At 62.3% G+C, this 21,460-nt stretch carries 26 protein-coding genes and 1 tRNA gene; 15 read left to right on the forward strand and 12 right to left on the reverse strand.

Features of this window, described 5'->3' with window-relative positions; genetic code table 11:
- The first annotated feature begins 176 nt into the window (after positions 1 to 176).
- The 5 genes from ACMGFM_RS13465 to ACMGFM_RS13485 all read left to right on the forward strand — a co-directional run bounded on the left by ACMGFM_RS13465 (position 177) and on the right by ACMGFM_RS13485 (position 4,295).
- Positions 177 to 1,565: a hypothetical protein gene (locus ACMGFM_RS13465; RefSeq protein WP_436903164.1), complete on the forward strand. Its 1,389-nt coding sequence runs from the start codon at positions 177 to 179 to the stop codon at positions 1,563 to 1,565.
- Positions 1,566 to 1,620: 55 nt separating this feature from the next.
- Positions 1,621 to 1,704, forward strand: a tRNA-Leu gene (locus ACMGFM_RS13470).
- A gap of 296 nt (positions 1,705 to 2,000) precedes the next feature.
- Positions 2,001 to 2,141 carry a hypothetical protein gene (locus ACMGFM_RS13475; RefSeq protein WP_436903165.1) on the forward strand — a complete coding sequence of 47 codons (141 nt, stop codon included), beginning with the start codon at positions 2,001 to 2,003 and terminating at the stop codon, positions 2,139 to 2,141.
- Positions 2,142 to 2,256: 115 nt separating this feature from the next.
- Positions 2,257 to 3,078: an inositol monophosphatase family protein gene (locus tag ACMGFM_RS13480; RefSeq protein ID WP_436903166.1), complete on the forward strand. Its 822-nt coding sequence runs from the start codon at positions 2,257 to 2,259 to the stop codon at positions 3,076 to 3,078.
- A gap of 68 nt (positions 3,079 to 3,146) precedes the next feature.
- Positions 3,147 to 4,295, forward strand: a complete 1,149-nt coding sequence (locus ACMGFM_RS13485) for a DUF63 family protein (RefSeq protein WP_436903167.1) — start codon at positions 3,147 to 3,149, stop codon at positions 4,293 to 4,295.
- On the opposite strand, the gene ACMGFM_RS13490 is transcribed toward ACMGFM_RS13485, so the two are convergent.
- Both ACMGFM_RS13490 and tbsP read right to left on the reverse strand, forming a co-directional pair.
- Positions 4,292 to 5,980 carry a YcaO-like family protein gene (locus ACMGFM_RS13490; protein ID WP_436903168.1) on the reverse strand — a complete coding sequence of 563 codons (1,689 nt, stop codon included), beginning with the start codon at positions 5,978 to 5,980 and terminating at the stop codon, positions 4,292 to 4,294. The genes ACMGFM_RS13485 and ACMGFM_RS13490 overlap by 4 nt on opposite strands.
- 48 nt (positions 5,981 to 6,028) lie before the next feature.
- Entirely contained in the window at positions 6,029 to 6,853 is an 825-nt protein-coding gene (gene tbsP / locus ACMGFM_RS13495) for a transcriptional regulator TbsP (RefSeq protein ID WP_436903169.1), read from the reverse strand.
- Positions 6,854 to 7,122: 269 nt separating this feature from the next.
- Here tbsP and ACMGFM_RS13500 point away from each other — a divergent pair, with 269 nt between their 5' ends.
- On the forward strand, positions 7,123 to 7,674 hold the full coding sequence (locus ACMGFM_RS13500; protein WP_436903170.1) for a hypothetical protein: 552 nt from the start codon (positions 7,123 to 7,125) through the stop codon (positions 7,672 to 7,674).
- 4 nt (positions 7,675 to 7,678) lie between these two features.
- Here the strand turns inward: ACMGFM_RS13500 and ACMGFM_RS13505 are convergent, their stop codons facing one another.
- Positions 7,679 to 7,876 (reverse strand): DUF5800 family protein, encoded by a 198-nt coding sequence (locus tag ACMGFM_RS13505; protein WP_436903171.1) that lies wholly within the window; start codon positions 7,874 to 7,876, stop codon positions 7,679 to 7,681.
- A gap of 81 nt (positions 7,877 to 7,957) precedes the next feature.
- Here ACMGFM_RS13505 and ACMGFM_RS13510 point away from each other — a divergent pair, with 81 nt between their 5' ends.
- The 5 genes from ACMGFM_RS13510 (at position 7,958) to ACMGFM_RS13530 (ending at position 10,185) form a co-directional block, all read left to right on the forward strand.
- Positions 7,958 to 8,239: a ribonuclease P protein component 4 gene (locus ACMGFM_RS13510; RefSeq protein ID WP_436903172.1), complete on the forward strand. Its 282-nt coding sequence runs from the start codon at positions 7,958 to 7,960 to the stop codon at positions 8,237 to 8,239.
- Between the two features lie 55 nt (positions 8,240 to 8,294).
- A complete protein-coding gene (locus tag ACMGFM_RS13515) occupies positions 8,295 to 8,537 on the forward strand; it encodes a YhbY family RNA-binding protein (RefSeq protein ID WP_436903173.1) in 243 nt (80 codons plus the stop codon).
- Complete coding sequence (locus ACMGFM_RS13520) at positions 8,534 to 9,427, forward strand: mechanosensitive ion channel family protein (protein WP_436903174.1); 894 nt, start codon at positions 8,534 to 8,536, stop codon at positions 9,425 to 9,427. The genes ACMGFM_RS13515 and ACMGFM_RS13520 overlap by 4 nt, the downstream gene beginning before the upstream one ends.
- Before the next feature lie 129 nt (positions 9,428 to 9,556).
- Complete coding sequence (locus ACMGFM_RS13525; RefSeq protein WP_436903175.1) at positions 9,557 to 9,928, forward strand: hypothetical protein; 372 nt, start codon at positions 9,557 to 9,559, stop codon at positions 9,926 to 9,928.
- Positions 9,925 to 10,185, forward strand: coding sequence for a HalOD1 output domain-containing protein (locus ACMGFM_RS13530; protein WP_436903177.1), 261 nt, complete (start codon positions 9,925 to 9,927; stop codon positions 10,183 to 10,185). The genes ACMGFM_RS13525 and ACMGFM_RS13530 overlap by 4 nt, the downstream gene beginning before the upstream one ends.
- On the opposite strand, the gene ACMGFM_RS13535 is transcribed toward ACMGFM_RS13530, so the two are convergent.
- Genes ACMGFM_RS13535 through ACMGFM_RS13545 form a run of 3 tightly spaced genes read right to left on the reverse strand, consistent with a single transcriptional unit; the run spans position 10,186 to position 11,992 of the window.
- Complete coding sequence (locus tag ACMGFM_RS13535; RefSeq protein WP_436903178.1) at positions 10,186 to 10,707, reverse strand: gamma carbonic anhydrase family protein; 522 nt, start codon at positions 10,705 to 10,707, stop codon at positions 10,186 to 10,188.
- A gap of 40 nt (positions 10,708 to 10,747) precedes the next feature.
- Positions 10,748 to 11,653, reverse strand: a complete 906-nt coding sequence (gene gnd / locus ACMGFM_RS13540) for a phosphogluconate dehydrogenase (NAD(+)-dependent, decarboxylating) (protein WP_436903179.1) — start codon at positions 11,651 to 11,653, stop codon at positions 10,748 to 10,750.
- Between the two features lie 39 nt (positions 11,654 to 11,692).
- On the reverse strand, positions 11,693 to 11,992 hold the full coding sequence (locus ACMGFM_RS13545; RefSeq protein ID WP_299276638.1) for a hypothetical protein: 300 nt from the start codon (positions 11,990 to 11,992) through the stop codon (positions 11,693 to 11,695).
- Between the two features lie 105 nt (positions 11,993 to 12,097).
- Between ACMGFM_RS13545 and ACMGFM_RS13550 the strand changes: the two genes are divergently transcribed.
- The 3 genes from ACMGFM_RS13550 to ACMGFM_RS13560 are packed head-to-tail and all read left to right on the forward strand — an operon-like array spanning position 12,098 to position 15,893.
- The gene (locus ACMGFM_RS13550; protein WP_436903180.1) at positions 12,098 to 13,837 is read left to right on the forward strand and encodes an ATP-dependent DNA ligase; all 1,740 of its coding nucleotides are present in this window, start codon (positions 12,098 to 12,100) and stop codon (positions 13,835 to 13,837) included.
- Positions 13,838 to 13,868: 31 nt separating this feature from the next.
- The gene (locus tag ACMGFM_RS13555) at positions 13,869 to 14,768 is read left to right on the forward strand and encodes an MBL fold metallo-hydrolase (protein WP_436903181.1); all 900 of its coding nucleotides are present in this window, start codon (positions 13,869 to 13,871) and stop codon (positions 14,766 to 14,768) included.
- Between the two features lie 54 nt (positions 14,769 to 14,822).
- The gene (locus ACMGFM_RS13560) at positions 14,823 to 15,893 is read left to right on the forward strand and encodes a sensor histidine kinase (RefSeq protein WP_436903182.1); all 1,071 of its coding nucleotides are present in this window, start codon (positions 14,823 to 14,825) and stop codon (positions 15,891 to 15,893) included.
- On the opposite strand, the gene ACMGFM_RS13565 is transcribed toward ACMGFM_RS13560, so the two are convergent.
- The 4 genes from ACMGFM_RS13565 to ACMGFM_RS13580 form a co-directional block, all read right to left on the reverse strand.
- The gene (locus ACMGFM_RS13565) at positions 15,890 to 16,342 is read right to left on the reverse strand and encodes a PaaI family thioesterase (protein WP_436903183.1); all 453 of its coding nucleotides are present in this window, start codon (positions 16,340 to 16,342) and stop codon (positions 15,890 to 15,892) included. The genes ACMGFM_RS13560 and ACMGFM_RS13565 overlap by 4 nt on opposite strands.
- 78 nt (positions 16,343 to 16,420) lie before the next feature.
- Complete coding sequence (locus ACMGFM_RS13570; protein WP_436903184.1) at positions 16,421 to 16,750, reverse strand: type II toxin-antitoxin system PemK/MazF family toxin; 330 nt, start codon at positions 16,748 to 16,750, stop codon at positions 16,421 to 16,423.
- A gap of 1 nt (position 16,751) precedes the next feature.
- A complete protein-coding gene (locus ACMGFM_RS13575; protein ID WP_436903185.1) occupies positions 16,752 to 17,105 on the reverse strand; it encodes a MarR family transcriptional regulator in 354 nt (117 codons plus the stop codon).
- 355 nt (positions 17,106 to 17,460) lie between these two features.
- Complete coding sequence (locus tag ACMGFM_RS13580) at positions 17,461 to 18,600, reverse strand: thiolase family protein (RefSeq protein ID WP_436903186.1); 1,140 nt, start codon at positions 18,598 to 18,600, stop codon at positions 17,461 to 17,463.
- Between the two features lie 124 nt (positions 18,601 to 18,724).
- Here ACMGFM_RS13580 and ACMGFM_RS13585 point away from each other — a divergent pair, with 124 nt between their 5' ends.
- Positions 18,725 to 19,342 carry a VOC family protein gene (locus ACMGFM_RS13585; protein WP_436903187.1) on the forward strand — a complete coding sequence of 206 codons (618 nt, stop codon included), beginning with the start codon at positions 18,725 to 18,727 and terminating at the stop codon, positions 19,340 to 19,342.
- Here ACMGFM_RS13585 and ACMGFM_RS13590 read toward each other — a convergent pair whose 3' ends face one another.
- Both ACMGFM_RS13590 and ACMGFM_RS13595 read right to left on the reverse strand, forming a co-directional pair.
- The gene (locus tag ACMGFM_RS13590; RefSeq protein ID WP_436903188.1) at positions 19,343 to 20,359 is read right to left on the reverse strand and encodes a DMT family transporter; all 1,017 of its coding nucleotides are present in this window, start codon (positions 20,357 to 20,359) and stop codon (positions 19,343 to 19,345) included. It lies immediately after the preceding gene.
- Between the two features lie 89 nt (positions 20,360 to 20,448).
- Positions 20,449 to 21,411, reverse strand: a complete 963-nt coding sequence (locus ACMGFM_RS13595) for a hydroxyacid dehydrogenase (protein WP_436903189.1) — start codon at positions 21,409 to 21,411, stop codon at positions 20,449 to 20,451.
- Positions 21,412 to 21,460: the final 49 nt, after the last annotated feature.

Below are 21,460 nucleotides of genomic sequence, written 5' to 3' on the forward strand. Positions count from 1 at the left end.
TTATTATCTTCTGTGATAACTATACGTTGGGATCGACAATTAGCACACCACCCGAAAAAAACAACTCTGAGAGGGGCGTATCCGCTGACAGCTCTGCGTCTGTCGTTTCGCACTTCGACAGTATTATTTCTGATTCTGAGTCGGTCGTCGGCGGGTTCCAGAGTGATGACGGGTTGGTGCGCATCGCCGAGGGTCAGCGCAAGCCCGTTAACCGGACGGTGCTGACGGCCGTCACGGACCGCCGGATTCTCGTCACGACCCCGAACACGGACGAGCACGGCGCGGTGCGACTTCCGTACGAGGACATTGCCTCGATCAGTGCTGGCGAGCCAGTCCTCTCGGTGACAACGACTGAGGGCGTCGGCCTAGAGTGGCACGGGAAACCACTGCCCGCTGGGCTGGCCGCACACCTACACTGGATTGGTGGGATTCGGGCGCGGATGCGGACGCTCTCGAACGATGTGGAGCTCGCGGCCGGAACGATACGGACACACGCCGACAATCTCGACTGGGACGACGGATTGGCTGTCTATCGGGAGAGCCGCGACGAACTCGATGACCTCGCGAACGATGTCTTTCGAACGCCAGTTCCCGAGTCGGCGCTGGCCCCGGAACTGACCGAGACCGAACGCACGCTCGAAACTGCACACACCCGACTGTTCATCGAGCGTGGCCGCGACCGACTCGAACTCGCCCGGCAGTTGATCGAGAACGGTGACTACCAGCAGGGCCGGAAGGTGCTCCGACAGGTCCAGGCCGACCACCAGCGTGCGAGGGGACTTCGCGCGGCCATCGAGCGCGCCGACGCCTTCCAGTTCGGCACGCAGCGCGACCTCGCCGAAGATATCGAGAGTCTGGGCTGGGAAATCGAGACTGTCGCCGCCGAGCCAATTCGACAGGCCCACGAGGCGAAAATCGCGGGTCAGTCTGCGGAGGACCCCCGAGAGGCTGTCGAACACTGGGAACAGGCCTTCGAGGGGTACGGCCGCGTACTCACACTCGAATGGGGCAGCGACAAGCGCAACCTTGCTGGCGGCCCGGAGACAGTTCGCCCTGAACTCGAACATGCCGCGACGCGGTTGACCGACTTGCACAGCAGTCTTGCCGACGACTGCTGGAATGCAGGCGCAGAGCACCAGGCCGACGGCGAGCAGAAGGCAGCACTGCAGTGTTGTCTCGACGCGCAGCGTCATCTCGAACGCGCACACGAACTCGCCGAGGAGTTTGCGCCCGACCGTGTCGAAACTATCGCACCGCGACTGGAGACGATGGCCGACGCCGTATTGCGGATGCGCCACGCCGAACCAGCAGCAGAGGACCCGCCCGCTGACGCGACACCAGACTCGACGGAGGCGGCTGCCGACGAGGCACCAACGCCTGACGAGGGGCTTCCCTCCGCAGAAGAACTCGCAGAACTCGACACGCACCACGAAATCACGCTCGATTCCGAGCCGTTGGGAGTGCAGTCGAGCGAAGACGCCACGCCCCCGGAGCGTGAGGTCAGCGAGGCCGAGGAATCGGACGAGAATGCGGACTCGGCGGACAATGAGGTTCGGCGACACTGACTGCGGGTCGGAACCGCGGGATTCACATTGCTGTACGGAGTACCGACATGTGCGTGCGAGGGTAGCCAAGCCTGGAAACGGCGGCGGACTCAAGATCCGCTCCCGTAGGGGTCCATGCGTTCAAATCGCATCCCTCGCACTGTGTGGCCTCGCGGCCCCTCGCAAAACAGTGCAGGAAGATCTGCGAGGTCGGTTCGCCCGACCTCGTTGTGAGCGGGATGCAATCCCGCGAACGGAGCGATCTTCCCTCGCAAATTTCTCTCCCGGCGAGATGCCGGGGGTTCTCAGCCGACCAGCGGTTTCTGTGCCAATAACACAAGTTAGACTCGTGTTATCTATTCCCAAAGTGCACGAACAATCATTACATTTATATTCACGACCGACAACCAGACAATTACATCCTTCATGATGAACCATGAAGGAAAACTCCGAACCATGTACGAGCACTACACAGACGCCGAGAACACGGGAGCCCCACTGGTCCCGATGGTCGAAGAGCCAGAAGACATTGCCACCGACGGCGGCCGATCCGAGGACCTCGAAGAGGTAGTCCTGAGCCACCGCCTCCGCGAATAAGCCTGCCCAATTCCGCGACGTTCTTCCGTAAACCGCACTTTCACCGCGAGCCACCGCCACGGCTGGAACTGCCAGAACCGACGAGGCTATCTGTTCGCCCCCGGTGGGCACTGCTATGAGCGAAGCAACTCACCGCGCGGCGGTCGCAGAGCGCGCCGCCCGCGCCGGCGGTGTCGTCGCCCGGGAAGCGTTCCGCACGGAGTTGACTATCGAGACAAAGCAGAGTCCGACCGATGTCGTCTCGAACGCCGACCGCGACGCCCAACAGCAGGTGCTCGCGACCATCGCACAGGAGTTTCCGGCGGCGACGGTCATCTGTGAGGAAGATGTCTCCACAGTCGGGGCCGGCGAAGTCGAGGTTGCCGAGGTGGTTCCCGAGACCGGACCGGCGTGGGTCGTCGACCCCATCGACGGGACGGCGAATTTCGTCCGCGAAATCGGCTTCTGGGCGACGAGTGTCGCCGCCGTCGTCGACGGTGAGCCAGTCGCGGGCGCGACATCCATGCCGTCGATGACCGATATCTACACCGCCGGTCCCGAGAGCGTCTCTCGTAATGACGAGCCGATGACCGTCAGCGAGCAGACCAACCCGGACGCCTTCGCCGTCGGGACGACCGGCCGGTGGTCGACCAGCGACCCGGACACGCCAGCCGAAATCGTCCGGGCAGTCACCGAGCACTTCGGGGACGCCCGGCGCTTTGGCTGTATCCAGGGGCTGCTCGCGCTGGTCGCCGCCGGCGGGATGGAGGCGGCGATTATGCCCGACCCGCCGAACGCCTGGGACTCGCTGGCCGGCGTTCACCTCGTCCGCCGTGCCGGCGGGCGGGCAACGACACTCTCCGGTGAGCGATTCAGCGACGGCGACGACGCGCTGATCGTCTCGAACGACACTCGCCACGAGGCTGTTCTCGACGCTGCACAGCAGGCCCTGTCGTAGTCTGCGGTCGTGTGTGACCGAGACAGGAGACCGGAATCCTCAATTGGGTTCGCCTCCGCCTGTCGGGTATGGAACTGCTCGACCGGTACGGACTCAGCCCCGAGGTGGCCTGGCTCAGCGCCTTCTTCGGTGCGGTCGTCACTGTCATAACCGCGGCAGTGCTGTTCACCGAGCGCGTCTACTACGGCTTTCTCTGGCGGTTCTTCTGGGGGCCAGTCGAGGCCGACTCCCAGGGAGCGAACTGTCTCATCTACCAGCGCGACAGCGGCGAAGTCGTCTCGGGCGGAGCCAACGCCTGTGCCAACGCACAGAATGCCTTCGTCGCCGAACCTGGCTATACCATCGTCTCGACGATTAGCTACATCCTTATCCTTGTCTTCATGCTCGGCGGCGTTTACCTCCTCCTCGAACGACTTGACCTTCGGCCGTACGACCGCTTTTTCTACGCGCTCGTGCCGTTCATGCTCTTTGGCGGGGCCCTGCGGGTCGTCGAGGACTCCTTTGTCGCCGCCCAGCGCGCCAACGAGGTGCCTGCCATCGAGTTTCCGGCCAGCGCTGCGCTCATTAGCCCGTTCATCTACTTCACTGTGTTCGCAATCGGGTTGTCGTCGCTTCTGTTTACGAAGTGGCTGGTCCGTGCAGATGTCACTGACACTTTCTACTACCCGTTCGGACTCATCGGAACTGGCTGGTTGGTCGGTACGTTTGGTTATCTGCTCTCTCTCTCCCAAACGAACGAGTGGATGACGCTGCACGGCAGCGTGCTGGTCATCTCACTCGGCATCGCCATCGCTGCGGCCGCACTGACCTATCTGGGCGCCGACCAGTTCCGCCCGGAAGTCAACGCCGGCACCGGGCTGATGGGGCTGGTCGTGCTCTGGGGCCACGCCATCGACGGTATCGCGAACGTTCTCGCCAACGACTGGTCACAGGTCTGGGGCCTCGGCGAGTACGGCGCGAAACACCCCTTCAATCGGTTCATCATCGACGCGACGGGCACACTCCAGGGCGGCACCGAGATTGCCGGCGTCTACGTCGGCACCGCCTGGCCCTTTTTTCTCGTCAAGATTGCCGTCCCGCTGCTGATTCTCTCGGTGTTCGACAAAGAGTTCTTCGAGGAGAGTCCTCGCTTTGCGATCATGCTTCTCGGCGCAATCGTCGCGGTCGGACTCGGCCCTGGCACGCGGGATATGATCCGTCTCGCCTTCGGCATCTAGGGGAACGGGTGGTGGTCGCGGTCGGTCCGAGCCTCGAAGCCGAGGTCCTCGGGCACCGTCCGTGCCCGCTCACCGAAGTACATTGACCCAAAGGCCAGCGGCTGTGCCGCCGGAACGACGGCCCGAACGGCCTCGAACCCGAGGTCAGCAACATCCCGCGTCGTGAGGCGTGCGCCGTAGGCGTCGAGGCTAGCGTCCCCAAGTCGGTCGAGGACAGCGTCGAGTTCGGCTGTTCCTGACGGCACGTCCGCCGGACCGACCGAATCGACCGGCACTGTTGTCTCCGGGTCGACAAACGTCGCCGCCGGGCCGGGGTCGGCACCGTACCGACCGATTGCACCCGCGGCGTCGGCAGCGTCCTCGGGACCCATCCCGCGCAGTTCCGTCCAGTTCTGGAGTGCTTCCGCGAGTGCGGACTCGGCGGCCGCGCGCGTGTCGAGATTCGCGGCTGTCCCGAGTGCCAGTTGTGGCCACTCGTCGCCGGTGACCGCAGCGGCGACCACTGGCACGTCGATATCCTGTGTCAGCAACAGTGTCTGGACCGAGAAGCCCTCCGAGTCGGCCCGCTTGACCATCGTCTCGTACTCGCCGCCGTCAAGTGCCAGCCCAAGTGGCTCGAAACTGCTGTACCAGGCGAGCATCATCGCGTCGCGCTCGATGACCTCGTACAGCCCGGACAACAGCGCCTCGACCGTCGAATTGCCGAGTCCGAGACCGGTCGTCACCGCCGGGTGATACCGACTCTCCGGCGGCGGATAGTGGACGAACTCCGCCGGGAGCACTCGCTCGGCGCCGTCAGTCAGGCGCTCGCCCCGGACCCACTCGACCGGTGTCGATGGGTCTGGCTCGTCTCGACAGACGAAGGCCGAGGGTGCAACAGCAGCATCGAGGTCAGCTGGCGCCCCGTGGTCCAGTTCGTCAGTTCGGTAGACGCCGGCGCAGTACCGCTCCATCGACTCGCCGAGGGCTTTCATGAACGCGGCGTTCCAGTCCGGGTCGACGCCGGCGGCCTCGCGGGCGGCGCTTGCGTCGCTGAATCCGGCTGTCTCACAGCCCTGTGCGAGGTAGTACGGCACCGGGAACGACTCGGCTTCCCCGACCTCCTGGACGATTCCAATCGTCTCGTCGAGGCCCTGTTCGGCCCGTGCAAGTGACTCGTCGATGGTTTGCTCTGTGACCTCCCGGTCGAGACTGCGTTTCGCTCGCGGGTCACAGCCACAGTGAGGCAACGCCAGCAGCCGGCGCTGTTGGTACGGCAGCGTGATTACTCGGCCGTCGATACTCTCGCCGTCGAGGAACTGGGCGGCTTCTCGGCCGCCAACCGCGCCGGCGAAGCGGGCGGTCCGTCTCGCAGGTGCGCGCGATTCTGGTTGCCCATCCAAGTTCGCTGCCACGCGACCGCTGAGACACTCGTAGCAGGCGCCGTCGGGCACAAAACAGGCGACCGAGGCGTCGGCGACGGCGAGACCGCCAACTCCGCCGAGTTCGACGGCAATCCAGGGTGTGTCAGCCGTCAGCGCCTGCTCGTTCGCTCTGGAGAAGACTGGGTCACCGGCTGTCCCGATGACGACGGCCAGTTCGACCGATCCAAGGGCTGTCACGTCTATCTGTTCGGTGTCGGCGTCGACCAGTGCCGCCTGCGTGGCGACGACGGCAGGCCCCGAGCCGATGATCCCGACTGTCATACTCCATCGACGGCGACCCGAGGCAAAAAACAGGTGGAACCGACTCGGTCAGTTCCCGCCGAGTCGCTGCTCGGCCTCTTCGGCGACCTCTTCGATCGAGGCTGACTCTAGCGAGCCATCGCCAAGTAGCAGACGAAGCCGCGGTCGTCCAATATCGATTGGGACCTTTTCGGTATCGATGAGTCCCGCTTCTTCGAGGAGATTCTTGTTTCGCGAGAAGGTGGCCTTGCTCGCCAGCCTGATATCTTCCCCCCAGCGGCTGATGTCGTAGAGTAGTTCGCCGTTGTTCGCCGCCACCAGCAGCGAGATGGTCACCTCATCGAGGCCCTCGCCGTCGCCAATCGCCGCCTCGAGACTGTCGAGAATCCGGTCGAAGTCCTCGACTGCGGCCGCGCCGATATCGGTTTCGAGCGTCTCGCGTACGTGCGAGAGTGGTGGGGTGCGCAGCGAGAACGCTTCGGCCTCACTCCACTGGTCGCTGTAGTCGTCGTACAACTGCGAGACGAACGATTCTTCAGTCGTCCGGAGTCCGGCGACAGCGTTGACATCCTGGACGAACGAGAGAACGCCGTCCTCGGTGAGCAACAGTGAGTGTCGTGGTACCGTCGAGAGCGTTCGCACCTCGAACAGCCCTTCGGCAACCAAATCAGCGATGCCACTCGCAATGATGAAATCATCAGTCAGCCGTTTCAGCGGCTGACTGTCCACAAATACCTTCAGCGGTGGTAGCGAGTCGTCATCACGATACATTTCGACGGCGGCACTCAGTGTCTCTGCTGTCGGATTCACCAGTAGTACGTCCCCCGTGGCCCCATCTAGCCCGGCCCGCAGAACCTCGTGGTTCGTCTCGGCATGAACATCTGACTGTTCCATCGTAGCAAACCATTTCTTGTTGTTGCACTTAATTTTGCCGGCCAAACGGAAAAATTCACGACGCTCAGGCGTGTATTCCTGTTTTTATTCCCCTACTAATTCCGCTCTTGACCAGAATCATAACAACGTCTTCCCAGACATTTCCTACGCGAGAAATATTGGCTGTTTCCCGATTCACCAGGCGAAAAACCCTCGCTATGGTATTCAGTGGTAGAGAGTGGTCTATGAAGGAAAGTATTATATAGGTGTCACTCGTATGTACTAATACAATGGTAGACTACACCCAACCCGTCAAAGCGACATTCGAACTACAGCGGAAATCACTCGAACAGGGCCAGGACGCACTCGAACAGACAGTCGACCTCCAGAAACGCGTCGGCGAAGCAGCTGTCGACAGTCTCGGCACCTCGGAATCGGTCCAGCGCAGTGCCGTCGAATTCAACCAGGATATCGTCAACAGCCTCCTCGACGCTGTTGAAGCGAACATCCCAGGGACGGAAGACACCGTCGTCGAACTGCGAGACTCCATCGACGAGCAGTACGAGACACTGCTGGACAACCACGAAGAACTGTTCGCCAACCTCACCGAGGAAGTCGAAGGCGGCGTCGACAGCATCGACGAGCTGAGCGAGGAGTACCTCGACGTGCTCAAAGAACAGCTCGACATGATGCTCGACGCACACGAAGAACTCGAAGACCAGTCCGTCGAGGCAGTCGACGAGATTGCCGAGCAGGTCGACGAAATCGCAGAGCAGGCCGAGGAAATCCAGAGCCAGGTCCAGGAAGCCTCCGAGCAGGCCGTCGATTCCGTCGAAGCCTAAGTCACTACGCGAGTATTTCTTCGATTCGTTGCGGCTCGCCCGAGAGGGCGGGATTTTCTTCAATCATCTGGAGTACTTCATGGTCAGTTACATCTGGATACTCCTTCTCGACCGCCTCTTCGATGAGCGTCTTTTCGAGGCGAAACTCAGTCCCTTCGTAGACCACATCGACACCGTGTTCGTCGAAAGAAAGCGCCGTCATGCGAGTGGGTACGTGACTCCCCAATAAAAATCTGCGTCCTCGGACACAACGCTCATGCGCCGGACCCGCCTACTGCCGGGTGTGAGTATTGCGACCGAACGTATCGAGCGGCTGACTGACCTCGCACGGGAAGCGACTGCTGACGGTGACGAGCAACGCGCCCGCCGGTACGTCCGCCGCGCCCGCCGGATTGCCGAGCGCAACCGTCTCGCGTTGCCGCGACGGTTCGTCCGGTACACCTGCGACCGCTGTGACGCGTATCTCCGTCCGGGGGCGAACGCTCGGGTGCGCCTACAGGACGGCCACGTGGTCATTACCTGTGACTGTGGCAAACACGACAGATACCCCTACGACGACCAGTAACGTCCTGGAACGACTTGCCTACTTTTAATTACTTGAGCGGCGAAAGCCACACAGTATGAGCACGCGGAAACAGCGGATTCACAATCTCGACGTCACGGTCTGGGTCGGCAAGCGCGGCACCAGCGCAGTCACTGAGGAACTAAATGACCAACTCGCCGAACAGGAGTTCGTCAAGATCAAGTTCCATCGTGCCGCCCGAGCGGACGGGGACGCGGAGGAACTGGCGACCGAACTGGCCGAGCAGACGAACGCGACTGTCGTCCAGACGCGCGGGCACACCGCGGTGCTAGAACGGTGAGTCCCGTCGTCGCCTCGGTCGGTCCCGTCGCCGACCAGCTCGGTCAGTTCGGTGTCCCCTATGCCGGGACGCTCGCTCAGTTGCTCGTCTTCGCCGGTGTCTTCCTCTTCATATATTTCGTCGGCCAAGCCACTGTTGGCCCGCTGGTCACGCGAGCGATGCGCGCCCGCGGACTCGACGAACACGCCCGCAAACCCCTCCAGAAACTCAAGAAATTCCTCATCTTCCTGGTCGCGCTGTCGGTTGCCTTCGGGACGGCCGGACTCGGCAACTTCCTGCAGGCAGTCGCCACGATTGCCGCGGCCGCGACACTCGCTATCGGTTTTGCGCTGCAAGACGTGATCAAAAACTTCGTCGCCGGTATCTTCATCTACACTGACAAACCATTCCGCATCGGTGACTGGATCGAGTGGAACAGCAACTCCGGCGTCGTCGAGGACATTAGCCTCCGCGTGACGCGGGTCCGAACCTTCGACAACGAACTGCTGACTGTCCCCAACGGCGTATTGATGAGCGATGTGATCAAAAATCCGGTTGCCAAAGATGAACTCCGACTGAAGTTCGTCTTCGGCATCGGCTACGACGACGACATCGAGAAAGCGACCGAGATTATCATCGAAGAAGCTGAGAAACACAAAGACATCCTCAGCGAGCCCGCGCCATCGGTCCGACTCGTCGAACTCGGCGACTCCTCGGTTGGCCTCCAGTCGCGTATCTGGATCTCGAACCCGAGTCGGTCCGATTTCGTCAAGACCCGCGGTGAATACGTCACGGCAGTCAAACAACGGTTCGACGAGGAAGGGATCGATATCCCGTATCCGAACCGTACCATCGGTGGTGGCCTCGAACTCGATTCCGTCGACGGTATTGCCGAACCTGCCGACGATTAACCCTACCGTCGTCTCTGTTCCGGCAGTGTGGCGCGCTCGTGTCGGTTTTCCCGACCCACTTATTTACAGCCGGTTTCACGACGATGCTAGTAGAAAAAACTATATTATTTGTTGACAGATGGTTGGATAATGCAGTCAATCGAAGACCTCGCTGACCGGTGGCGGCTAATTTACCGGACGTTAGCGTCCGGCACGAGACGCCAACTCGTCGGGTCGCTATTAGAGGCAGACGCGGGGCAATCCCTGCCGTTACCGGAGGCGGCTAACTCCCCGGAGTACCGACTCGACCCCACGCTGCTTATGACGAATTTGAAACACGAACATCTGCCGATGATGGCAGACGCGTCGTTTATCGAGTGGGACGAAAACCCGTTTCGTGTACGGCGCGGGTCGCGGTTCGACGAGATTGGACGGGTGTTGCTCGCTATCGACGACTCCGACAATATCCCCGAGCACCTCATTGAGGGCTGTTACTTTCACGGCGAGGAGGTGGACTCATGACCCGCCGTCACGAGGTTCTCACCGCCATCGTCGAGGCTCTCGCAGAGGCAGCAGACTGCGAGCCCCACGAGATTGAGTACTCACTGCATGACTACATCGACACCGGCGCGGTGTTGACGCTCGTCACTGCAGATCATACTAACTGGGAGCTCACCTTCGAGGTGCCAGACCACACTGTCACAATCCGTGGCAACGGGCGAATTTTCGTCGACGATACCCTCTGTCGTGACCTCACAATTGGACCAAGACCAGCCTGATTACTCCTCGATGATTCTGCCGGCTTTCAGTCCGTTCGCTCGCTCGACGTAGAACTCCGCAGCCTGAAAGACCATACTGTCCTCGGGGATGTCCTCCTTGATTGTCTCGGCTGGCTGGCCGCCAGCCATCGTATAGGAGGGAATTCGCTGCTCTTCCATGACGAGTGCTTTTGCGCCCACGGCACTGTGCGGTTCGAGGACAGCGTCGTCCAATACAGTCGCATGCATCCCGACCAGCGAGTGCTCGCCGATGGTGGCGTTGTGGACAATTGCGTTGTGCCCGACAGCGGCGTTTGCTTTGAGATGGACCTGATTTGTTGGCTCGTCGGCGTGAATGGTGACGTTGTCCTGGACATTTGCCTTCTCCTCGAGGATGATTTCGCCGCCGTCGCCGCGCAACACAGCGCCCGGCAGGATTGTCGCGTCCTCGCGAATTGTCACGTCGCCGATAATCGTTGCTTGTGGGTCCACATAGGCCGATTCCGCAATCTCTGGTTCTCTGTCCTCGTACCCTCGTATCATGGCTGAACTCTCGCCCTCAAAGGGCAAAACAACACCGCCGCTACAGTCGCTCGATGTCGTGGCGACCGAAGCCGTACCGCAGACGATTCGCAAGCCGCCGCGAGAGTCGTCCCTCGCCGTCGCCGGTCGCTCTGCTGGCGAAGCGCTCTGCAAGCGACTGGTAGATTAGCGGCAGCGGCACCTCCTGTTCGAGACTCTCCTGTACTGTCCAGGTTCCGGTCGACCCGCCAGCGATGTGGTCGGCCACAGTCCCGAGGTCGTTGCCCTCCTCTCGGAAGGCCTCCTCGCAGAGCTCAAGCAGCCACGAGCGAATGACGGCACCGTTGTTCCATGTCCGGGAAACGGCCTCCAGGTCGAGGTCGTACCGACCGTTGTGCAGCAACTCGAAGCCCTCGCCATAGGCCTGCATCAGCGCGTACTCGACGCCGTTGTGGACCATCTTCACGTAGTGGCCTGACCCGCTCGGCCCCATCCGGTCGTGACCGTCGGGACCCGTCGCCACGGCGTCGAAGACTGGTGTACACTCGTCGTAGGCCCACTCTGGGCCGCCAACCATCAGCGAGAAGCCGAGTTCTGCGCCGGCCGGTCCGCCGCTGGTGCCACAGTCCAGATAGGCCGCGTCGGTCGACTCTGCTCGCCGGACTGAATCCTCGAAATAGGAGTTCCCGCCGTCGATGACGATATCCTCGTCGTCGAGATACTCGCTCAGGTCGTCCAGTGCCATATCGACGGGGTCGCCGGCGGGCACCATCAGCCAGATACGTTTGTGTTCGCCCAGTTTCTCGGCGAGTTCGTCCAACGTTTCTGCTGGTCGTGCGCCCGCCTCCGCGACGCTGTCGATTGCGTCAGCGTCGACATCGTAGGCGACCACGTCGTGGCCGTCGTCGAGGACTCGCTCGGCGACAATCTGTCCCATCCGCCCGAGTCCGACAATACCGAGTTCCATACGCTCCCCTGTGTGGGCGGCCACGTAGTGATTGCGTTTTCAGGTCATCTTCTCTTCACGAATCGCGCTCAGAATCTCAGACCGCCGTTTCTTGACGACTTTCGCCGCCTCCTGCAGGTACTCGTCGGACTCGTCGTCTCCGTACTCCTCGTCGAGGTAGTGCTCCATCTCGACCATCATCGCACCCAGCGCGAACCCGACGACAGCCTCGTCGTCGGTGGGGTCGATGTCGGCCTGTGCCAGCCACTCCGCCTGGAAGTGGTCGATGTGCTCGATGAGTCCGTCCAGTTCGTTCTCGACGTGGCCCCTGAGTTCGTCCGGCAGTGTGATATCCATCATATCCGGTCCACGGACGGGATGAATATATACTCCGCGCCAGACTGACAGCGGTCCACTGGGTCGCTGTCGAGGTCTTTTTGACCGCCGTTGCCTTACCGCAGTCTAATGGAGTACGCCGAACTCGTCGGGGTCTACGAGCGACTGGCCGGCACGGACTCGAACAACGAGAAACGCGATATTCTCGCCGAGACGTTCGCCGACGCCGGCGACCTCCTCCCAGTCGTCGTGAAACTCGTCCGCGGGCGACTGTTCGCTGCCCACCAGCGTGAGGAACTCGGCGTCTCCTCCTCGCTCACCCGCGACGCGATTGCCAAAGCAACCGGCATCGCCGACGACGACCTGCGCGAGCGCTGGCGCGAGACCGGCGACCTCGGCGACGTGGCCGCGTGGGCGGTCGAGAACCAGACCCAGCAGACGCTGTTCTCCGAACTACTGACCGTCGAACGCGTCCACGACTCACTGCGCGAAATTACTTCCTTCGAGGGTGATGGAAGCCAGAGCCGCCGAGTCGACGAGATTGCTGGACTCCTGTCGGACGCCGACCCGTCAGAAGCCCGCTACGTCGTCCGGACGGCACTGGGCCACATGCGCGTCGGTATCGGCGAGGGGACGATTCGCGACGCCATCGCTGTGGCCTTTCTCGACGGCAGCGACGAGGCAATCGACGCCGTCGAGCGCGCCTATCAGGTCACCAACGACTACCGGGTTGTCGCCCAGACTGCCCGCGACGAGGGGCGAGACGGACTGGCTGACCTCGACGTGCAACTATTCCGTCCCGTGCAGGCGATGCTCGCCGAGAAAGGCGAGTCACTGGAGCAAGCGCTCACCGACGCAGCGACCGACGGTGAGGCGATCTGCGAGGTAAAATACGACGGCGCACGCGTCCAGATTCACAAGCAGGGCGACGAGATTCGACTCTTTACGCGACGGCTGGAAGATATCACCGAACAGTTTCCCGACGTGGTCGCCGCAGTCCGTGAGGGGGTCACGGCGGAGTCGGCCATCCTCGACGGCGAACTCGTCGGCTACACGCCCGAAACGGTCGAGTTCGACGACCGCGAACCGGTGCCGTTCCAGCGGTTCTCCCAGCGCATCAAGCGTGAGGATGGTGTGGAAAAAATGGCCCGCGAAGTTCCGGTCGTCGTCCACCTCTTCGACTGCCTGTACGACGGCGAGACACTCATCGAGACGCCGTTTTCGACGCGAATCGACCGCCTCGAAGCGACCTTCGAGGATGTTGCCGTTCGCCCTGACGAACCCCTGGCGGGGCTGGAACGGTCCCGGGCACTCACGGCGAGTGTCGACGCCGACCCGGAGGAAATGGAGACTCCCGACGCCGTGACCGAACGCTACCGCGAGGCGCTCGACGCGGGCCACGAGGGGCTGATGGTCAAGAACCCGGCGGCGACCTACCAGCCCGGCACCCGCGTCGGCCGGATGCTGAAAGTCAAGCCGACGATGGAGCCACTCGATTTGGTCGTCTCCCGAGCCATGTACAGCGAAGGGCGGCGAAGCGACTGGCTCGGACGACTCTATCTGGCTTGTTACGACGACTCGGCCGAGGAATTCCGCGAAGTTGGGCGACTCTCGACCGGCTACACCGACGAGGAACTCGACGCGCTGACCGACCGCCTCGAAGAACTGATCGTCTCCCGGGACGCCCGGTCGGTCGAACTCCGGCCGGAGGTCGTCCTCGAAGTCGAGTACGAGGAAATCCAGCGCTCCGAGGAGTACGACTCCGGTTATGCCCTGCGGTTTCCGCGCTTCTTGCGTCGGCGGGAGACGCTGGCTCCGAGCGACGCCGACACGCTCGAACGGGCCGAGCGACTGTTCGAAGAGCAGTAAGATACTTTCAGTGGGCCGGCGGAGCTACCACATGGAGATTTACGAGGCCACGAGTGCGGGGACGACCGACCTGTACTGTGTCGACATCGAACTGTACGGCAGTCCGCAGTACGGCGCGGTCTATATCATCGACGACGACCGGCCCGCAATCATCGATTCAGGAACTGGCCGCAACTACGAGTGGATTCTCGACGCGCTGGACGAACTCGGTATCGCCCCCGAGGATGTGGGGGTACTCGCACCGACCCACGTCCATCTCGACCACGCCGGCGGTGTCGGCTATCTCGCCGAGGCCTGTCCGAATGCCGATGTCTGTGTCTACGAGAGCGGCGCACAGTTTCTGGTCGACCCGGCGCAAATCTGGGCGGGCACGAAAGACGTCGTCGGCGACCGCATCGAGTACTACGCCGAACCACAGCCCGTTCCCGAAGACCGCATTGTCGAACTCGCCGACGGCGACACTGTCGAGTTGGGTGACCACGCGCTGGACGTTCACCACGCCCCCGGCCACGCCTTCCACCAGGCGGTCTTCTACGACCCCGAAAATGAGGGCGTCTTCACCGCCGACGCAGCGGGCATCAACGTCCCAAACCGTCCCGGTGTCCACGAGACATCGCCGCCGCCAGGATTCGACCTGGAGGGCTGTCTCGCTGACATCGAGACGCTCGAAGAGCTGGACCCGGCCGCGCTGTACTACGGCCACTTTGGCGACTCAGAAACTGACGACCGCCTCGATGAGTACAGGACAGTTATCACAGAGTGGGTCGAGCGCGTCGAAGCCAAGCGGGCGGACCTCGGCGACGACGAGGCTGTCCTCGAGTACTTCGCAAATCAGGTCGACACCGACAGTCCGTGGACGACACAGCACGCCCGCGGCGAGGCGCGGATGAACACTCGCGGCGTGTTGCACTACCTCGACAACCGCGAGTAACACCTGTCATCGACCCGCAGTAAACTCCATATTCGCTCCCACTGAGAGAGTAGTATGACTGCCGAGCACCGCGACGGCACGCCGTCACCCGTCGATAGCGTCTCGCTCGATACACTCGCCCTCCACTCGACGGACCTGCTTACCGTCCTCGACACCGAGGGTGTCATCCAGTACGAGAGCCCTGCCGTCGAGTGTCTCTACGGCTTCGAGCAAGACGAGCTGGTCGGCGACCACATTGAGGACTACGTCCACCCCGACGACCGCGAGCGGACACTCGCGGCGTTTCGCCGGGTCGTCGCCGACGACGATGGGACGGTCGAGTCCGCGGAGTTTCGCCACAAAACTGCCGCCGGAACCTATCTTTGGGTCGAATCCGCTGCCTCGGCGAACCCAACTCCCGAGGGATATTACGTCGTCAACACTCGCGATATCTCCGCGGCCAAACAGCGCGAGCGCAACCTCGAACGGACCAACGAACGCCTTGACGAGTTCGCGAGTGTGCTCAGTCACGACCTCCGAAACCCCCTGACGGTCGCCCAACTCCGCCTCCAGTTGGCCGCCGACGAGCACCCCAGCGACCACCTCGACGCCGTCGCCGACGCCCACGACCGCATCGACGCGCTGATTACCGACGTCCTCGCGCTCGCTCGCTCGGGTGAACAGATTGGCCCGACGGAACTCGTCGCTCTCAAACCACTGGTCAGCGACTGCTGGGAGTCGGTCGCCAGTTGGGACGCGACGCTTCACTGCGAAGTTACCGGACGGATTCACGCGGACCCCAGCCGACTCCGACAGCTCTTCGAGAATCTCTTTCGGAATTCCGTCGAACACGGGTCGACGACTTCCAACTCGCAGACTCAGCAGAATGCTGGAGAGCATACCGATGGCCACGTAACGGTTAATGTCGGCTCGCTTGTTGACGGCTTCTACGTGGAGGACGATGGGACGGGAATCCCCGCAGACCAGCGCGAGGCAGTGTTCGAGACTGGCTACTCTGGACTTGCCGACGGAACCGGACTGGGGCTGCAGATTGTCGAGCAGATTGTCGAAGCCCACGGCTGGGAGATACAGATTGTCGAGGCTGAGGGCGCACGCTTCGAGATTACTGGTGTCGAGACAGTCTAATCGACAGAGTGGCGGCGGTCGCGGTCCTCGTCGCCATCCCAGTCGGTCTTCTCGCCCTGCCCGCCGGTCTTGTAGGTACCCTGTGCCGTCGCCACGCGCGTGCCTTCCTCGTCTTCGATTTCGACGTGGGCCATCGACACGCTGGAGCCGTGGCGAATCACCTCCGCGGTCGCGTAGATGTCGCTTTTGACCGGCGCGAGATAGTCGATGCGCATATCGATGGTCGGCGAGACGTCTTCAGTGAGTGAGATGACCGCCGCGCCGCCGATGGTGTCTGCAAGTGCGTAGGTTGCGCCGCCGTGGGCCACCTCGCCGTAGGGGTTCGAGCGCAGTTCGTCTTTGAACGGGAGGACACCCTCGGCGTAACCTTCGCCGACGTCGGTGACTTCGATGCCGAGTAACTCCGCGTACGGCATCTGATTGAACAATTCTGTGAGACCAGTCGCCATACGTTATCCTCCGGTCCCGCCGGGAAAAACTGCGCGAAACGACCCTCGAATGACCGCCTGTCACGAGACAGTTGCCACTCAGAGCACTCTCGTCAACTCCCGAATCGTCTCCGCCACGCGTTCCATCGTCGTGTCGTCTACCTGCGCGACGCGCTTGTGAATCTCCTGATGGGGAAAGACGTGTAGCGACCACGGACTCACGTAGCTTGGGTACGTCTTCAGTTCACCCTCTGGCAGGGTCTCCTCGGTCAATTCGACAGCGGTTTCACGCCCAGTTGAGGTAATCACTGCAACCGTGTACCGGTCGCCGTAGAACGGTCGGTGTCGGTTCGAGACGACCAGATACGGTCGACTTCCGCTTTTGAACGTCGCTGGCGCGAGGACGACGCTCCCCTGTGCGTACGCCATCTCAGGCGTTTTCGCCGAGGTCCGGTACCGTCTCGGTCCAGTCGTCGTCTTCGCCGTAGGCGTCGTCGCCGTACTCCGACTCGATTTGCTGGAGACTGACGATGTTGGCCACCCGCGAGGCGGCAACATCCTCGGCGACCGCCCAGTACGAGTCGACCTTCCGGACGAGTCCTTTCTCTCGGAGCCGTGCCAGGGTCTTGTGAACACTCGAATGCTCCACCTCGGTCATCTCGGACAGTTCTTTCGGGGTGAATCCCATCTCTGGATGAGCGAGTAAGGCGGCGAGTAGTTCATGGGCGTTCGTTCCGGGTTTCACCGGTGGTGTCTTGTCGTCTGGGTTGAGACTAATCGGCATTGCTGTCAGTGTATGTCAGCGTATGTCTGTCGTTGTGATAAGTTTTGGCCGACCACCTTTTTCAGCGTCGGGTGGTTCGCGGCGCTCACCACCACTCCTCGAAAAACGTGGGCGAAAAAGGCCGCGAGCGTGCAGTAGCGCGCTCGCGGTGGAGAAACCCTTTCGCAGGTGGAATTCAATGGCCGCACCGCTGCCATCTCTTTTCCTTCGGGTCGCTCGCTTCGCTCGCGACCGCTCGGCAAACACGTGGTCCTGTCGAGCACCGCGAGACAGGGCTCGAAAGACGAGCACAGCGAGTCTTTCGGTGGCGAAAAAGGCCGCGAGCGTGCTGCCGCGTGCTCGCGATGAGGAAACTCTATCGCAGGTGGAACTCAATCGCTGCGCCCTGACCGAAGCCGACACACTCGGTCGCGAGACCGAGTTCTGCGTCGCGTTTCTGCATCTCGTGGATGAGCGTCACGGGCAGGCGGGCACCCGACGCGCCGAGTGGGTGACCGACGGCGATTGCGCCGCCGTTGACGTTGTAGATGTCGTCGTCGAAGCCGAGTTCGTCCTTGCAGTAGAGACACTGGCTTGCGAAGGCTTCGTTGAGTTCGACCAGGTCGTAATCGTCGGTATCACGGCCGTCCGTTTCGAGGAGTCCTTCGACTGCTGGGACCGGACCGATACCCATGACCGTCGGGTCGACGCCGGCGACGTTGTGATTGCCAACTTCTGCGAGGATGTCGAGGTCGTGTTCCTCGGCGAACTCCTCGCTGGTGAGCATCACACCGGCGGCACCGTCGGAAATCTGGGAGGCGTTCCCGGGCGTGACCGAGCCGTCGGACTTGAAGACCGTCGGCAGGCCGGACAGTTTCTCGGCGGTCGTTCCGCGGCGGATGCCTTCGTCTTCCTCGACGAGGCCGTCCTCGGTTTCGATCGGGACGATTTCGTCCTCGAAGCGACCGGAGTCAGTTGCCTCGGCCGCGCGCTGCTGGCTCCGTGCGGCGTACTCGTCCTGCTCCTCGCGGCTGATGTCGTACTCTTCGGCGACCTTCTCTGCGGTCATCCCCATCTGGAGTTCGGCGACGTTGTAATCCTCGTTGAGTCGCGGGTGGACGTTCGCGGTGTTCTCGCCCATGGCGACGCGACTCATCGATTCCATCCCGCCGGCGATGACGCAGTCACGCTGGCCGGCGGCGATGGCGTCGGCACCGCGCATGATGGTCTCCGCCGAGGAGGCACACCAGCGGTTGACCGTCGTCGCCGGGACGGACTCGCCGAGGTCCGAGAGCAGCGAGATGACGCGAGCAACGTTGTTACCCTGCTCGCCGCGCTGCTGAGCACAGCCCCAGATAAGGTCCTCGACGTCGTCGCCGTCGAGGCCCGTGCTGTCGAGCATTTCGTTGATGAGCGGAATCGAGAGGTCCTCACTGCGGACGTCAGCGTAGACGCCGTCTTCCTTTCCTTGTGGTGACCGCACCGCTTCGACTACAACTGGTGTCTGTTCTGCCATACCACCACAATCTCTACGTATCCTGTTAAACCTGCCCGTTCGCTACGAAGGAAACCGAAAGCGACGCGCCTGCTGTTTTCGGGTTTCTGCACACATTTTTGCCGGTCGCGGCTGTAACGCGTGTATGGCAAACGAGGACATTCCGGTTTCAGCCGACCCGCCAGAAAGCCCGTTCCGAACCACCGGCACCGACCACATCACCGTCTGGGGCTCGAACGCCGAGGACACCATTGCCTACTACCGCGATACACTGGGGATGCCGCTGGTCCTTCGCCAGCCAAATCTCGACGACCCCTCACAGACACACCTCTTTTTCGACACCGGCGACGGCACGATTCTCACCTTTTTCGTCAGCGACGACCGCCCCTCGAACCGCCAGCCACAGCGAACCGATGTTGGCGGTGTGCATCACCTCTGTTTCAACGTCGACCCCGAGCGATTCGAGGAGGTTGCCGACTCCCTAGAGGCCGAGGGCTACTCGTACAACGTCTTCGACCGTGGCATCTTCTACTCGCTGTACACCCGCGACCACGACGGCCTCATCATCGAACTCACCGCGGACAAGTTCGACTTCCCCGACGAGCGGACAGGCGAAGTCCTCGCCACGACCCAGCGCATCCGCGAGGAGGCTGGTGCAGACTACGCCCAGACCGAACACATGCGCGAGGCGCTCGACGAACTCGGTATCGACGCTGCAGAGTACGACCTGCCCGACGCAGACAGCGGCACTGCCGGACTCTAATCAGTCGTCTTCGGAAACAGTCGTCCCGGAGTCGGGACCGTTGAATCGCCGGTCCAGTCGCCGCAGTTCCTCCCGCAAGACCTTGCGCTCGACGAGGGCGAAGCCTGCGACGACGACGAAGAAGCCGACGACGGTACCGAGTGAAATAGCGGAGCCGAGCAACAGCCAGCCAGAAAGTGCCGCGACGATTGGGACGAGATAGGCGACGAGATTCGTCCGGACCGGGCCGACGCGGCCGATGAGCCCGAAGTAGATGGGGTAGGCCATTGCTGTCGAGAAGATGGCGACGACGAGTATGCTGGCGACTGTCGCCGGCGTGGGGTCGTATGCAGCAGCAAGCGGTTCACCCATTCCGAGACTGGCGGCGTGCAGGAGGACGGCCCCGACGCCCATCGCCCACGCCGTCAGTGGGAGACTCGCCATCTGCGAGCCGACGCGCTGGAGCGCGACGCTCCCGAAGGCGACTGCGGCGGCCGCGCCCAACACGAGCAGTTGGCCGACGGTGCTGGTGTCGGTCAGTGCCGACGGCGACGGCTGGACGATGATGATAACGCCCGCTAGCGCGACGCCGATTCCGAGCGCACCGACCCAGGAGATTCGGTCACCGAGTAGCCACCACGCGAACACCGGCGCGAGAATCGGGTTCAGCCCGTACATAACGGAGGCGGCGGCGGGCGTCGTCGTCACCTGCCCCGCGAACAGAAAGCCGTTGTTCAGCGCGATCAGAAAGACTGCCGCGACGGTGATGCCCAGCAGGTCGCCGCCCGTCTGGGGCAGCCACGTCGACCGGTCGCGTGTCACCGCGATGTAGCTGAGCAGAATAATCGCCGCGACGTCGAAGCGCAGTCCGGCAAACAGCACCGGCGGCAGTTGACGGAGCCCAGTCTTGATTGCGACGAATGAGATACCGAAGAGGCTGGCGAGTATCACGAACAGGATGGCGTCTCGATGCCGCGCCGAGACGCTGTCTGTGAGCGTCAGCGTGACCACCCATTTCCGAAAGAACGCATTACCCATCGTAGGGCCTGTACGAGTAAGAAGACTGCGCGGGAGGTGCTGACACGACTCGGAATCACCGCTCAAATCTGCCTACGAAGGCAAAAACCTCAACGGTCCAGCTTGTCGGCGTTCACCGTCGATTCTGGAATCCCGCCTTCGTAAACTGTCCTGACGTTTGCCGTCGAGCGCAAACTCATCTGCCGGAGCGCGGTGTGACTGTTCGCGCCGACGTGCGGGCTGAGGAGCACGTCATCTCGCTCGAACAGCGGGTGGTCTTCCGCGGGTGGCTCCTCGGTGAACGTATCCAACCCCGCGCCGCCGATGGCCCTCGCTTCGAGTGCGTCGACCAGCGCCTCCTCGTCGATAATCCGTCCCCGTGCGGTGTTGATGAGTAGCCCCTCAGGCCCCAGTGCCTGCAGTTCTTCGGCAGAGACCGACTCTTCTGTCTCCGCGGTCAGCGGTGCGTGGATGCTGACGATATCTGAGCGGTCGAACAGCCCCGGCAGCGTCTCGGCGCGCTCGACACGCTCGGGCAACTCGCCCGCGGCCTTGTGGGGGTCGTACACCGCGACCGAGAGACCAATACCCTCGGCGAGGTCGAAGACCTCCCGTCCGATGGCACCGAAGCCGTAGATTCCCAGCCTCTTGTCCCGTAGCTCCATCCCCGTGAACGCTGACCGATTCCACCCGCCCGAGCGCACGTGTCTGTCCCCAGCCCGAAGATTTCGCGCGAGTCCGAACACCAGCGCGATGGCGTGTTCAGCAACTGCAGGGGCGTTCGCACCCGGCGTGTTGCAGACGACAATGCCCCGACGTGAGGCGGCGTCGACATCGACGTTGTCGAGTCCGCTGCCGTGTTTCGAGATGACTTGCAGTTTGTCCGCTCGCTCGATGACCCTGCTGTCGAACTTCGCGACTCGCACGATTGCGGCGTCGTAACTGTCAATATCCGCAAGTGCGGCATCGTAGCTGTCGTACTCGTCCATCCCGGTACAGGTCGCGAAATCCGCGATAGACTCCGGCCCGGCTGGATCGATTTCCACTGGGACGAGAATCTCCCACTCCGTCATAGTTCACACTCCGAGCGCCGACACAAGAGCCTGACCGTCTCGTAACAGC

The sequence above is a fragment of the Halovenus halobia genome (assembly GCF_051414135.1).
Classification (GTDB): domain Archaea; phylum Halobacteriota; class Halobacteria; order Halobacteriales; family Haloarculaceae; genus Halovenus; species Halovenus halobia.

Excerpts from the sequence above, each read along its gene's own strand:
- ACMGFM_RS13475 (WP_436903165.1), top strand. The coding sequence starts at position 2,001 with ATGTACGAGCACTACACAGACGCCGAGAACACGGGAGCCCCACTGGTC.
- ACMGFM_RS13480 (WP_436903166.1), top strand. The coding sequence starts at position 2,257 with ATGAGCGAAGCAACTCACCGCGCGGCGGTCGCAGAGCGCGCCGCCCGC.
- ACMGFM_RS13485 (WP_436903167.1), top strand. The coding sequence starts at position 3,147 with ATGGAACTGCTCGACCGGTACGGACTCAGCCCCGAGGTGGCCTGGCTC.
- ACMGFM_RS13490 (WP_436903168.1), bottom strand. The coding sequence starts at position 5,980 with ATGACAGTCGGGATCATCGGCTCGGGGCCTGCCGTCGTCGCCACGCAG.
- tbsP (WP_436903169.1), bottom strand. The coding sequence starts at position 6,853 with ATGGAACAGTCAGATGTTCATGCCGAGACGAACCACGAGGTTCTGCGG.
- ACMGFM_RS13500 (WP_436903170.1), top strand. The coding sequence starts at position 7,123 with ATGGTAGACTACACCCAACCCGTCAAAGCGACATTCGAACTACAGCGG.
- ACMGFM_RS13505 (WP_436903171.1), bottom strand. The coding sequence starts at position 7,876 with ATGACGGCGCTTTCTTTCGACGAACACGGTGTCGATGTGGTCTACGAA.
- ACMGFM_RS13515 (WP_436903173.1), top strand. The coding sequence starts at position 8,295 with ATGAGCACGCGGAAACAGCGGATTCACAATCTCGACGTCACGGTCTGG.
- ACMGFM_RS13525 (WP_436903175.1), top strand. The coding sequence starts at position 9,557 with ATGCAGTCAATCGAAGACCTCGCTGACCGGTGGCGGCTAATTTACCGG.
- ACMGFM_RS13530 (WP_436903177.1), top strand. The coding sequence starts at position 9,925 with ATGACCCGCCGTCACGAGGTTCTCACCGCCATCGTCGAGGCTCTCGCA.
- ACMGFM_RS13535 (WP_436903178.1), bottom strand. The coding sequence starts at position 10,707 with ATGATACGAGGGTACGAGGACAGAGAACCAGAGATTGCGGAATCGGCC.
- gnd (WP_436903179.1), bottom strand. The coding sequence starts at position 11,653 with ATGGAACTCGGTATTGTCGGACTCGGGCGGATGGGACAGATTGTCGCC.
- ACMGFM_RS13545 (WP_299276638.1), bottom strand. The coding sequence starts at position 11,992 with ATGATGGATATCACACTGCCGGACGAACTCAGGGGCCACGTCGAGAAC.
- ACMGFM_RS13550 (WP_436903180.1), top strand. The coding sequence starts at position 12,098 with ATGGAGTACGCCGAACTCGTCGGGGTCTACGAGCGACTGGCCGGCACG.
- ACMGFM_RS13555 (WP_436903181.1), top strand. The coding sequence starts at position 13,869 with ATGGAGATTTACGAGGCCACGAGTGCGGGGACGACCGACCTGTACTGT.
- ACMGFM_RS13560 (WP_436903182.1), top strand. The coding sequence starts at position 14,823 with ATGACTGCCGAGCACCGCGACGGCACGCCGTCACCCGTCGATAGCGTC.
- ACMGFM_RS13565 (WP_436903183.1), bottom strand. The coding sequence starts at position 16,342 with ATGGCGACTGGTCTCACAGAATTGTTCAATCAGATGCCGTACGCGGAG.
- ACMGFM_RS13570 (WP_436903184.1), bottom strand. The coding sequence starts at position 16,750 with ATGGCGTACGCACAGGGGAGCGTCGTCCTCGCGCCAGCGACGTTCAAA.
- ACMGFM_RS13575 (WP_436903185.1), bottom strand. The coding sequence starts at position 17,105 with ATGCCGATTAGTCTCAACCCAGACGACAAGACACCACCGGTGAAACCC.
- ACMGFM_RS13580 (WP_436903186.1), bottom strand. The coding sequence starts at position 18,600 with ATGGCAGAACAGACACCAGTTGTAGTCGAAGCGGTGCGGTCACCACAA.
- ACMGFM_RS13585 (WP_436903187.1), top strand. The coding sequence starts at position 18,725 with ATGGCAAACGAGGACATTCCGGTTTCAGCCGACCCGCCAGAAAGCCCG.
- ACMGFM_RS13590 (WP_436903188.1), bottom strand. The coding sequence starts at position 20,359 with ATGGGTAATGCGTTCTTTCGGAAATGGGTGGTCACGCTGACGCTCACA.
- ACMGFM_RS13595 (WP_436903189.1), bottom strand. The coding sequence starts at position 21,411 with ATGACGGAGTGGGAGATTCTCGTCCCAGTGGAAATCGATCCAGCCGGG.